Source organism: Clostridium sp. KNHs205 (assembly GCF_000702945.1).
GTDB lineage: Bacteria > Bacillota > Clostridia > Lachnospirales > Lachnospiraceae > Anaerocolumna.
Window position 1 is genome coordinate 2,925,151 of record NZ_JNLE01000003.1, and the last position, 12,857, is coordinate 2,938,007.

Annotated in this window: 11 protein-coding genes; all 11 read left to right on the forward strand. The window is 39.4% G+C overall.

The features are described from left to right. Positions 1 to 328: 328 nt before the first annotated feature. Positions 329 to 1,117 (forward strand): FAD binding domain-containing protein, encoded by a 789-nt coding sequence (locus BR73_RS0112085; protein ID WP_033165728.1) that lies wholly within the window; start codon positions 329 to 331, stop codon positions 1,115 to 1,117. 8 nt (positions 1,118 to 1,125) lie between these two features. Beyond that, complete coding sequence (locus tag BR73_RS0112090; protein ID WP_033165729.1) at positions 1,126 to 1,632, forward strand: (2Fe-2S)-binding protein; 507 nt, start codon at positions 1,126 to 1,128, stop codon at positions 1,630 to 1,632. Beyond that, the gene (locus tag BR73_RS0112095) at positions 1,632 to 3,947 is read left to right on the forward strand and encodes a molybdopterin cofactor-binding domain-containing protein (RefSeq protein ID WP_033165730.1); all 2,316 of its coding nucleotides are present in this window, start codon (positions 1,632 to 1,634) and stop codon (positions 3,945 to 3,947) included. Before BR73_RS0112090 ends, BR73_RS0112095 begins: the two co-directional genes overlap by 1 nt. A gap of 242 nt (positions 3,948 to 4,189) precedes the next feature. Beyond that, complete coding sequence (locus tag BR73_RS0112100; protein WP_033165731.1) at positions 4,190 to 5,449, forward strand: MFS transporter; 1,260 nt, start codon at positions 4,190 to 4,192, stop codon at positions 5,447 to 5,449. A gap of 812 nt (positions 5,450 to 6,261) precedes the next feature. Further along, positions 6,262 to 7,569, forward strand: a complete 1,308-nt coding sequence (locus BR73_RS0112105) for an IS30 family transposase (protein ID WP_033165732.1) — start codon at positions 6,262 to 6,264, stop codon at positions 7,567 to 7,569. A gap of 603 nt (positions 7,570 to 8,172) precedes the next feature. After that, positions 8,173 to 8,337 carry a sialate O-acetylesterase gene (locus BR73_RS29385; RefSeq protein ID WP_242860723.1) on the forward strand — a complete coding sequence of 55 codons (165 nt, stop codon included), beginning with the start codon at positions 8,173 to 8,175 and terminating at the stop codon, positions 8,335 to 8,337. Between the two features lie 79 nt (positions 8,338 to 8,416). Further along, positions 8,417 to 10,012, forward strand: coding sequence for a hypothetical protein (locus tag BR73_RS0112115; RefSeq protein WP_033165734.1), 1,596 nt, complete (start codon positions 8,417 to 8,419; stop codon positions 10,010 to 10,012). 395 nt (positions 10,013 to 10,407) lie between these two features. Beyond that, entirely contained in the window at positions 10,408 to 10,578 is a 171-nt protein-coding gene (locus BR73_RS28755; protein ID WP_156034703.1) for a hypothetical protein, read from the forward strand. A 26-nt stretch (positions 10,579 to 10,604) separates the two neighbouring features. After that, complete coding sequence (locus BR73_RS0112125) at positions 10,605 to 11,744, forward strand: alpha/beta fold hydrolase (protein WP_051685170.1); 1,140 nt, start codon at positions 10,605 to 10,607, stop codon at positions 11,742 to 11,744. A gap of 430 nt (positions 11,745 to 12,174) precedes the next feature. After that, a complete protein-coding gene (locus tag BR73_RS0112130; RefSeq protein ID WP_033165735.1) occupies positions 12,175 to 12,609 on the forward strand; it encodes a MarR family winged helix-turn-helix transcriptional regulator in 435 nt (144 codons plus the stop codon). A gap of 87 nt (positions 12,610 to 12,696) precedes the next feature. Next, entirely contained in the window at positions 12,697 to 12,846 is a 150-nt protein-coding gene (locus BR73_RS28760) for a hypothetical protein (RefSeq protein ID WP_156034705.1), read from the forward strand. The last annotated feature ends 11 nt before the right edge of the window (positions 12,847 to 12,857 follow it).

A 12,857-nucleotide genomic window follows, 5' to 3' on the forward strand; every position in this document is an offset into this window, starting at 1 on the left:
TACTATTTAACCCTTTAGATCCAATAAGTAAATTAAAAAAAACAAATAGATACCAATGAATGGCTGTTTCGGAGTTCCTGCTCTGAAGCAGCTTTTTAATTATGAACAATGATGTATATTTATGCATTGATTGCAAATTAATATATTTTGACAAAAAATACGCTTCGTGCTAGAATATCAAGGTGTTTCTGGGGTTTGCTGAAACAAGAAATGGGAAAAAATAGTTTATTTTCATCATTTATTATTTATACTTATAATATTTATAAGTAATTATACATAACTTAAATATTATCAACAATCCTGGCTGAAAGAACAACGGAGGACAAAGATGCTAACAATTAGTCAATATGTAAGAGCTGAGAGCATACAGCAGGCATATGAACTGAATCAGAAGAGAAGCAATGCAGTTCTGGGAGGAATGCATTGGCTGAAGCTTCAGAAACGTAACGTGGGAACGGCAATTGATTTATCTGATTTGGGCTTGGACACCATTGAGGAAACGGAGGACAGCTTTATTATTGGGGCTATGGTTACCCTTCGACAGCTGGAATTGCACAGAGAATTAAATTGTTTCAGCAACAATGCACTGGCGGAATCAGTCAGGCAGATTGTTGGTGTTCAGTTTCGTAACATGGCAACAGTAGGTGGAAGCATATTTGGCAGATATGGCTTTTCTGATGTACTCACTGTATTTCTTGCCATGGATGCCCAGGTGGAATTATATAACAGAGGAATCCTCAGCCTTGAGGAATTTTCTGAGCTGCCGTATGACAGAGATTTGCTTATAAGACTGATCGTAAAGAAAGAGAAGAGAAAGACAGTATATCTATCGCAGCGGAATACGAAAACAGATTTCCCGGTATTAACCTGTGCAGTCAGTGAAACAGATGGAGCTTACCGTTTTGTAATAGGGGCAAGACCCAAACGTGCTGTCTGTTTTTATGACAAGCTGGGTATTTTAGCGAAGGGAATTACAGAGGCAGGTGCATCAGAACTTGGGAATTATATCTGCAGTCAGGTTGAGACAGGCAGTAATATGCGCGGCAGTGAAGAATATCGACGGATATTAGCGGGGGTATTAACAAAAAGAGCTCTGTTACAGATGAAGGAGATGTGAGGTGCGGCATGCAGATAAAATTATGGATAAACAATAAAATGGTCATAAAAGAAGCAGAAGCTGATCTTCTGTTAATAGATTTACTTAGAAATAACGGCTGTTATAGTGTGAAGAGAGGCTGTGAAACCGGAAATTGCGGTTTGTGTACGGTCTTTGTGGATGAGAAACCGGTGTTATCCTGCAGTACACTGGTAGCCAGAGTTAATGGCAAAAAGGTTACCACCTTGGAGGGCTTGCAGGGAGAAGCAGAAGATTTCGGTACTTACATAGCAGAACAGGGTGCAGAGCAATGCGGTTTCTGTAATCCGGGTTTTATCATGAATGCCATTGCAATGTTTCGTGAGAATCAGAATCCCTCTGATGAAGAAATCAAGGAATATCTCGCAGGAAATCTATGCAGATGTTCCGGTTATGAGGGACAGTTAAGAGGGATAAGGGCATATATGGACTATCGGCAGTCCATAGCAGCAAAAGAAGCAGAGCTTGCAGCTCAGAATATATCGGAGGTGCTTTAATGGCTGATTTTAAGGTAATAAACAAACCCATCCGAAAAAAAGATGCCATGTCACTGGTTACCGGTAAACCGGTATACACCGATGATATTGCACCATCAGACTGTCTGATAGTAAAAGTACTTAGAAGCCCCCATGCCCATGCTGTCATTGAAACCATTAATACAGACATTGCGTTAAAAGTACCGGGGATAGAAGCCATCTATACCTATAAAGATGTACCTGCGAAGCGCTTTACCCTGGCAGGGCAGACCTATCCTGAACCAAGTCCTTACGACCGTCTGATACTGGATAGCAGGCTGCGTTACGTGGGAGATGCAGTTGCCATTGTAGCCGGTGATAACCATAAAGCAGTTGATAAAGCCCTGAAACTTATCAAGGTAAAATATACGGTATTAGAACCGGTGCTTAATCTTAGGACTGCCAAAGATAACGGAATACTGATACATCCGGAAGAAGACTGGCAGGCATTATGTCCTGTTGGAGCGGACAACAAGCGAAATCTATGTGCTGCGGATAAAAGCGAATACGGAGAGGTTGACAGAGTAATGTCTGAATGTGATGTGATTATCGAGAATACCTATCATACCAAAGCTAATCAGCAGGCAATGATGGAAACCTTCCGTACCTATACCACTATTGACCCTTACGGAAGACTTCATGTGATCAGTTCTACTCAGATAGTCTTTCATTTAAGAAGAATATTAGCAAATGCCCTGGACATTCCGAAATCAAAGATTCGTGTTTCAAAACCCCGTATCGGCGGAGGTTTTGGTGCAAAGCAAACCAGTGTTGCAGAAATCTACCCGGCTTTTGTTACCTTAAAAACCGGCAAGCCGGCGAAGATGATATATACCAGAGAAGAAAGCCAGACGGCTTCCACACCCCGTCATGAAATGGAACTGACTGTCAGAGTAGGTGCCATGAAGGACGGTACTATTCGCGCTCTGGACTTATACACTTTGTCCAATACCGGAGCCTATGGCGAACATGGTCCTACCACAGTTGGACTGTCGGGACATAAATCCATCTCATTATACAATAACAATCTGGAAGCTTACCGTTTTCATTATGACGTAGTGTACACCAATATACAATCTGCGGGAGCTTACCGGGGCTACGGGGCAACCCAGGGTATCTTTGCCATGGAGTCTGCAATCAGTGAGCTTGCCTCTAAGCTGAATATGGATGCAGTTGCCATCAGAGAGAAAAACATGGTAAGGGAAGGCCAGGTCATGCCGGCTTATTATAATGAATACAACACCTCCTGCGCACTTGACAGCTGTATGAAAAAAGCCAGTGAAATGTTTGACTGGGACAAGAAGCCCTATGCCCTGGATATGGGCAACGGCAAAATTCGAAGCAAAGGTGTTGCCATGGCTATGCAAAGCTCCGGAATCTCAAATGTTGACGTGGGCTCTGCTACGATTAAATTAAACGATGAAGGCTTTTATGCCCTATCCATTGCAGCAGCGGATATGGGAACCGGCTGCGATACCATTCTGGCACAGATTGCAGCAGAATGCCTGGAATGTGAAGTAGAGGATATTATTATTTTCGGCGCGGATACGGACAGTTCACCCTATGATTCCGGCTCCTATGCCTCCAGTACCACTTATATCACCGGTAAAGCGGTGGAGAAAGCCTGTATGGAATTAAAGGAGAAGATGTGCAGGATAGCTGCGGTACTCCTTGGCTGCCAGGCGGAAGAACTCATATTTACAGGAAAGAAGATCAGGAAAGCGGATGGCAGTATTGAGGTATCTCTTACGGACATTGCCTCCAAATCCATGAGCGGAAATTCAGAAGCTACACAGGTAACCGTAACAAATTCCTCACCGGTATCACCGCCTCCTCATATGGTAGGTATGGTGGAAATCGAAGTGGATAAGGAAACCGGCTCCATCGAGCTTCTGGATTATGTGGCAGTTGTTGACTGCGGTACGGTTATCAATACCAATCTTGCCAGAGTTCAGACAGAAGGCGGACTGGCACAGGGAATTGGTATGGCCTTGTATGAGGATGTAACCTATAGTAAGAAAGGGCAGATCAGAGAGAATTCTTTTATGCAGTATAAGATACCAACCCGCATGGATATGTGCAGCCTTCGGGTAGAGTTTGAAAGCAGTTATGAGCAAAGCGGACCTTTTGGAGCCAAGTCCATCGGAGAGGTGGTTATCAATACACCTCCGCCTGCCATAGCTCATGCGGTCTATAATGCCACAGGAGTCTGGCACAGAGAATTGCCCATAACTCCGGAAAAAGTATTAATGGGAATATTGACAAAGAATCAACCAGGAATATTCCCGGAAGGTTAAGAATGAATCAGAATAACCAGCCATTTGCATAGAATCAAGAGAGTATAAAATACCCTTACAATGGAAACGAAAAATGTGATGGGGAAATACTATATGCAAAATTGGATGCATAAATACATAAACAAAAACAGGTAAAATATAGATATAATTTATGTTATACATGTGTAATATTGCTTGTAGATTCCTTTGTATTATGCTATTAATAGAATATATACATAATACAACCAAATAAGGAGAACGTAATGAAATTAAACTACCGAAGAACTTTGTTAATCAGTTTGGCTTTTATGTCAATTTGTGCTTTTTGGCAGTTATATGATACGATTATTCCCTTGATCTTACAGAATACCTTTCATCTTGGTGAAACGGTAACTGGAACTGTAATGGCACTGGATAATGTTCTGGCTGTATTTTTGCTTCCCGTCTTTGGCGCATTCTCAGATAAGGCGGATACAAGGATCGGCAAACGGATCCCTTTTATTCTGTTTGGAACCATCGGAGCCGTTATATTAATGATGATACTTCCTATAGCAGATGCGAGGGAAAACCTGGTTTTGTTTGTGACTGTACTTTTAATACTGCTCATAACGATGGGATCATACCGTTCTCCTGCTGTAGCTTTAATGCCTGATGTAACACCAAAACCACTAAGAAGCAAGGCTAATGCTTTGATTAATCTCATGGGAGCGGCAGGTGGTGTTTATTCTCTGTTCATGATTAAGAAACTGATAAAACAGGTTGAGAAACCTGATTATACACTGGTGTTTCTTGCCGTTGCCATACTGATGCTGATTGCCGTAGCAATTCTTGTCAGTACCATCAGAGAAAAGAAAATTACAATAACCACAGCACCACAGGATGAAGAGGAAATATTAGAAGCAGGAACGAGCAAACTGACAAAAGAGGTACAGCAAAGCCTGATATTTCTGCTGGCTTCGATTTTCTTATGGTTTATGGCTTATAATGCCGTAACCACAGCCTTTTCCAGGTATGCCATTAAGGTATGGGGTTTAAAAGGCGGAGAATTTGCAGATTGTCTGATGGTTGCTACGGTAGCTGCTATCTTAAGTTATATACCCATAGGATTTCTTTCCGGTAAATTCGGCAGAAAGAAAATGATTATGGCAGGAGTTATCCTTCTGGCTGCTTCGTATTTTGCGGGAATGCTTTTTACAGAGTTTTCTTCCTGGATTAATGTGGTATTTGCAATTACCGGTATTGCCTGGGCCGCTATTAATGTAAATTCATATCCCATGGTGGTACAGATGAGCAGGGGTTCGGATGTGGGAAAATATACAGGACTATATTATACCTTTTCCATGTCAGCTCAGGTGATTACTCCAATTGCTTCCGGTTTCCTATTGGAACATGTATCCTATCAGAGTTTGTTTCCTTATGCCGTAATCTTTTCCCTGCTTTCCTTGTGCACGATGATATTTGTAAAGCATGGGGATGTAAGACCGGATAAGAAAGATAGTATACTGGAGAATTTTGATTCTTGATAAATTGACATATCGATGAGCTGTAGGAATAAATCATGGACTAAGACACACTGTGAAAATTTCAGGTGTATCGTAAGTTCTCATAGCAATTTATAAGGTACCGGATATTTGGCGGTGTGTTTTGCCTGAATATCCGGTATCTGCTGCGTTGGCTCTCTGTCAAGTAATGGAGTGGGATTCAGAATCCCACTCCATTACTATTTTTAAAAACATTTTAATGTTTGGCTCTATTATTCCGTAATATACCTATCTACTTTTGTATATGCCAGACACCGACTGGATGAATTACCCAGAAGGAATGGATAACTTAATGTCTTGGTCAAAAGCCGTACAAGCAGAATGTGGAAAACACTAAAGGAGTGCAATTATAATTCAGCTTTTCGTGGAGCGCATTATCAAGCAGCAAGCTGATATGGCGTACAGCCATTTAGGCTGTCCCTTGCTGTTCCATTGATGTGATTCATCATAAGCGTGATATCCTCTTGCATATATCCTTCAAATGAATGCCCTTTGGGCACAATATAAAGTATCTATTCATGATTCTTCTCTATCATTCCCTTTTGCCAGGACTTGTATTATAGGGGAAAAGGGGGATGTGTGTTGGAGTAACTTCCAGTACATCCATAACCGGAAGTAAGTCATGCAAACTGGCAGTTAAAAATTCATTCTGCATAGCAGTAAATGGCCCTTAAATGAAGTTGAAAGCTCTATTTTCAGGTATTTCGGGAATTTAGTCCTTCAAAAAGATGGAACTTAGTCTTGCACAAAAGGTATAATGGAGTATGATCTTCTGCCTGTCCAGGAGGTACTTTATGACCAATGATAACAGATATCAGAAACATCTTACCCTACAGGATCGATTTGACATTGAAGATGGATTGAACCACGGTTACACATTGAAAAAGATAGCCGACAAGGTAGGTAAAGACAACTCTACAATTGCAAAGGAAATCAGAAAACACCGAATCGGAGATGAAGGATATAATACTCACAGCAATGACTGTATGTACCGTTTTTACTGCCAGAAGCAGTCTACGTGTCCTGACTGCGATAGGATGAAAAGATGCTGTACTTGTAAGAAAAATGATTGCAGGACATTCTGTCAGGATTATCATTCGGATATGTGCAGGAACATATCCCGTGCACCTTATGTATGTAATGGTTGCCAAAGTATCTATGACTGTCGCAAACCTCATTTTTTTTACCGGGCAAATGTGGCTTATGATACCTATAAATCCCTACTAAAGGATAGTAGAGAAGGAATAGCTCTGTCGCGTCAACAGCTTTATGAACTGGATTGCTTAATAACCCCGCTTATTAAACGTGGGCAGTCAATAGCGCACATTTATACAGGCCACAAGGATGAAATCCCATGCTCCATGAAGTCATTGTATAATTATATCGATCAGGGGATATTTACTGCTAGGAACATTGATCTTCCTAAGAAGGTAAAATATAAGGCTCGTAAAAAGAAGAGGAAAGAACCAGTAACTGATTATGCTTACAGGGAAGGTAGGACTTATAAGGATTTTCTGTCATTCATACAGGAGCACCCTGAAACAAATGTGGTTGAGCTGGATACGGTACATGGTAGCAATAAAACCGGAAATGTAATGCTCACCATGCTGTTCCGCAACTGTAGCCTGATGCTTATTATACTTATGACGGATTGCACTAAGGAATGTGTTAAGAAAGTTTTCGATGGTTTTGAAGCAGCTCTCGGATTTGAAACTTTCACCAATACATTCCCGATTATTCTAACGGACAATGGCCCTGAATTCAAAGGTCCGGCAGATGTTGAGAAAAGCTTAAGCGGAGGAGAAAGAACTAAAGTATTTTTTTGTGATCCACTGGCATCCTGGCAGAAAGCTAAGCTTGAAAAGAATCATGGATATATTCGGAAGGTAATACCAAAAGGTATACCTATAACCGGTCTTACACAGGAAGACTTGACATTGTTGGCAAATCACATTAACTGTACAGCAAGAGCCAGTTTAAATGGCCGCAATCCATTAGAACTGGCTCAGTTATTGCTTGATAAAAAGCTGATTCATGCTGCTGGCCTTAAACCAGTACCCGCGGATGATATCATGCTAAAGAAATCCTTATTGAAACACTAATTATCAGCTAAAAATATGATACAGGCAGAGGTCAGTCCATGAAAATGTAAATTCATCGTGTGGAATTTACTTTTAAACGGTATTTTCCAGACGTCTGCTTTTTGTACGCAAAAAACAGCTAAAAACAGTGTCCACAGTTCTATTATAGCTATATTAATTTAAAAGTAAACGTAATATTAACTAATAAAATCAATAAAGTAGAGGTTGTGATTACAAAAAACTTCGTTGTAGTCTAGAGGAATTTCGATTTACATTCAAGGAGCAGTAAATGGCTATTAGATGGCAATATATGAATGGAATAATATAGTTTATAATGCTAAAATATGTATAGATAATGCTGACATATTGATATGTTATAGGGTAATATTTATGAAACAGAAGGAAAAACATTTAAAATATAAAGAATATTGCACTAAAATGACATTATGGTATATTGAAACGGGCTTTAATGCATCAGGGTGATCTAATAATGGTGACCCAACATGGCCTGTAAAGTAGATACCCTGGTGAATGATCTTAAGAAGGACTTAAATTTGGGAGATATTCCCGTTCTTGTTGGTGAACTTCTTTATACAGGGGGGATGTGCAGGACATAATGTGCTCGTGAACCAGTTAACAGGTATTATAAACAACTGCCACTTGATCACCACCGAGGACCTTGTGGTAGAACCGAGTGATATGGAGTGGGACCTGCATTTTAGTCATGATTCCGAAGTGACTCTTGGTAAAAGATATGCAGAAAAAATGATTGAGGTACTGAGCTTGTAATAAGTTTTACTCTATATGTACAAAAGTCCAATATTTGGATGATGTAAGTATATTATGATTAATTATAAGGAGAGGTTTTATGGGATTGATGGAAAGGCCATCTGTCAGTACATTGGCTGACGGGGGAAAATATTGGGAGCATGAGTACGAGAAATTCTTTCTTAAGACGTACATACCTGCAAATGATATTGATGGACAGACGAATAATTATAGCTTTCGGGCTCCATTACTGCTGGTCTTTGAAGAAAACAGGCAGAGCAGGGATGAGGCAATTGATTTTGCCAATAAGAGCGGACTTAGCAGTATTGCGGCCGCAGTAGATTCAAGTGTCCTTTTTATTTATCCGACGGATGAATGTGGGTGGAAGAATGCAACCGAGGAGTTATATGCGTCCGTTATAGCTGAAGTTAAAATGGATCCCCGCTATTCGGATGGAATTGTTGAAATACATAATTTCTTTACACAGGAGTTCAAGGGCTATTTTGTAAGAGGTGCGATATTCAGAGCGGATATTTATAGTTTTGGCGAGTCGGCAGATTATGTTGCCAAGAATCTGCTGAAAACAATAAATGGTGAGTATCTCTGGGGCCCAGGGGAGATTACCCCTGCTATGTGTTCTATGGAGAATCTGAGTGTTATTCCTGCACCGAAGCGTAAGGATATAGCTATATTGAGCGTTGGCAATTCGAAGGAAATAAATGAAGCCTTTAAGGATTGTACGAATCTGCTAATTAAGTCGGAGCCTGACTACAGGGCTGATTTTAGTTCTTTTGTCCGCAAGTTTAAAATGTGGTGTGGCAATATGGAGATTGAGCCTGATTTTGAATCAATGAACATGACAGAGGAAGCAGGTAGCGTACTTGTAAAGACCTCACCGGACAACAGAGGTACATGGGGGGATACAGCAGAGCATAAAGTTGGATATTTTGCCTATTACAATAATGATATATTTGATAAAGGACCGGTCCCACTGCTTATGGGATTTCATGGTGGTGGCGATTCTTCAATGTTCCTGACATTTGTTTCAGGATGGTATGAAATCGCGCACAGATATGGCTTCTTGTATGTTTCACTTGAGAATCATCAGAATGTTACAGCGACTGAAATTGTAGAAGTAATTGAGAATCTTAAGAAACACTACAATATAGACGAGCATCGCATTTATGCAACTGGATTTTCGATGGGCAGTGGAAAAACATGGGATATGTATCAAGAGTATCCTAGCGTTTTTGCAGGTCTTGCTCCTGCAAGTGCACTGTTCCCAGTGAAGAATAATCCATTTGGTCAGCCACTCGGTGACAGACTAAATACGACTGTTTCTGTTCCGATGTTCTATTCCGGTGGCGAAAATTCACATCTGCCTGAATTACCTTTCCAAGCTGATTCTGGTCTGGAGAGAATACAGTATGCTGCAGAGGTCAATAAATGCAAGATTAAATTTGACCTGAGCTACGACGATAAGGACAATTGGGCGGATCCTATATGGGGTGTTTCTGGTGATCGTGTCGAGAAGCTTTACGATGAGGCCAGAGGAAGCTATCTGACCATTCAATACTTTGACAGTGAAGATGGTGTTTGTCGAACCGCATTTGCCAGTGTCAGTGGACAGGGACATGAGTACAGACATCATACTTGCGAGAATGCATGGAAGTTTATATCGCAGTTTACCAGGTAACAGGTCTACGCAAACTTGAAGCTAAAGCTATTTGGGAACGCACCTGCATAGCAGTTGGTTTATTTTTATTTGTATACAATAAAAAAACAGCCGAAAACACTGGATTTTCGGCTGTTTAACACTACTTTAATTATGAAATTAATTTCCCATCGTAAGCGCACCATAACAGAGTGCCTTTAATTCTTATTATCATCCATGAGATAATAACTCTAAATCTCAAACTAAATTAATTAGAGTTTTTCAAGTTTTTCAACTTGAACTCAACTCGGCAAGGAGTTCGGTTTTTATGGATGAAGTTACTTTTGTTAAAACACAGTTCTGTAAGGAACAGTGGAAAAAGCTAATTCTTGAATGTCAAAGCAGTGGCATGAAAGTTGAAGATTGGTGTGCAAGTCATGATGTTACAAAACATGCCTACTATTACTGACTTCACAAGATCCGTGAAGAAGCCTGCGAAAACCTGCCGGCTAAACAGGAGCAGGCCAAGTCTTTCAAAAAATATCAAAGCACTTCTTTCAAAAATACTGGATACAGAGATGGGCGAATCACCCTATGATGTTTTTTAGAATAAATCAATATAGGAGGTATCACAATGAATTTTCCAGTAGGCTATCATGATTTCCATAAGGATACGGTTATTAATTTTCAGCTGAACAGATTTTATTCATTCGGTTGCCTGAGTTATGACACGGTTGCTGAGATAGGCAAGGAGTCAACAGATTTTGAAAGCTGGTCCAAGTCGTTTCTTGGCAGGGCCGAGTCATTTCACAAGAATGGAGACTTGGTCGCCTCGGGCACATGTTTACGTGCGGCCATGTTTTTTATGTTTGACGATGAGGGTGAGGCGAACACTCAACTGCAACAGATCTATGAGCAATGTATGAACGAATACCAGGAAGCTTATAAAGATGCCAGGCTGATATATACCCGTGTTCCTTTTGAAACCGGTTATTTCCCCGTCATATATAAGTGCCATGTCGATGGAAGCAAAGGTGATATTGTCATACATGGAGGATATGATTCCTTTCTTCAGGAATTTATACCGCTTATGAAGTACATATATTCTTCCGGATACAATGTATACATGTTTGAGGGATTTGGGCAAGGTGAGGTTTTAAACAGATGCGAAATGAAGATGAAGCCGGATTGGGAAATCTGCACGAAAATAATTTTAGATTATTTTCAATTAGAAGAGGTAACTTTAATCGGCATATCTTTAGGAGGATATCTGGCTGCGCGTGCGGCATCTTATGAGGATCGTATCAAGCGGGTTGTGTTGTATGATTTAATCTATGATTTTTATGGAGCGTTATTAAACAAAGTGCCGGATGATCTTAAGAAATTAATAAACGGGTTAATGAAAGTTCCGGATAGCCCAAAATGGAAGAGTTTAGAGGAATTAATGAGAGCTAATCCATTTTCACTTTGGCTGTTTCAACAAGGCCGACATGTTTTTGGTAATATAACAACCCTTTATGATTATTACAAATGCATTATGAATTACAACACAATAGCTCTCTCTCCATTGATTCGGCAAGATGTGTTAGTTCTTGCAGGTGAGGAGGATATCTATACCGTTTATTTTGAAAAGCAAATGAAGGCTCTGACAAACGCAAGATCAGTAAGCGGACGAATATTCAATAAAGAAGAAAATGCGTCACATCACTGTCAAGTTGGTAATGTGCAGTTGGTTTTGGATTATATTCTTGCCTGGGTAGATTCGAAGCTTTGAACATTTCGATAAGTTAAGGTAGCGAGTTTTGTTACATAAAAGCATTAACTGCCAAGTATCAGAAAGATAAACTTTTATTTTTTTCATTTTAACCTGAGTTGTGCTAACAGGAAGGTCTCTTTTTGTTTTTTTTCAGCAAATTTATTTTTAAAAGATGTGGTTAAGGAATTGAGTTTGGATAAAATGAGATTGGACAGGTTACATTAAAAGACTCACTTTGGAAGAGAAGTGAAGACATTAGCAGTAAATTTTTATTGACAAGAAGGTTGGATATGCATTATACTTGTTCACAAGTAAATTGTTCATAAATGAACTGTTCATAATTAAACAGTTCGTAAACAAACAGTTTATATCCGGTCAGAAAGAGCAAGGATAAAGGAATTAGAATTACAGGCACTATAAATTATATAATTATTATAAGGGGTAAATTATGTTTAACGCATTTGATATATTGATAAATGGACATCAATTCAAAAAGTTATACGAAAAGGAATATGAAGATGTTATGAAGAAGTATGATCTTAAAAAAATTGAAATAGAGATCTTATATTTTATATCTCAATGCGGGGAACACAATACAGCCAAAGATATTGCCAAGATTCAATATATATCCAAAGCTCATATTTCTAATTCTATCGATGATCTATCCCACAAGAAATATATAACAGTACTTGGAGATAATGCAGACCGCAGATGTATACATCTAAGTATTACTGATTCAGCCCAGGCTGTAATTGATGATATTGAAATGGTCAGAGACCATTTATTTGGTATACTTTTTCGTGGTATAACGGAAACAGAGCGAGAATTAATGCATAAAATCTCACAAAGAATAGTAGATAATATAAGTGATGAATTAAAATAAATTTTTATAGTAAACACTTACATTTTTATACTCATATAGTTCATTAATGAACAATTTACAAGTGAACTATATAGAAGGGAGGTAAATATGAAAAATAACTTTTTCTGTGTTGATAAAGAGGGTATTGGGATACTGAATACTCCTAAACTTAAGAAAACTTCAGTAAAAAAGTCAGGAGTACCTTTTCTGAAGAGTAATTTGTACGAAGAACAGATTCTGTCATACGGTCACTGTTAACAAGAGTGAAA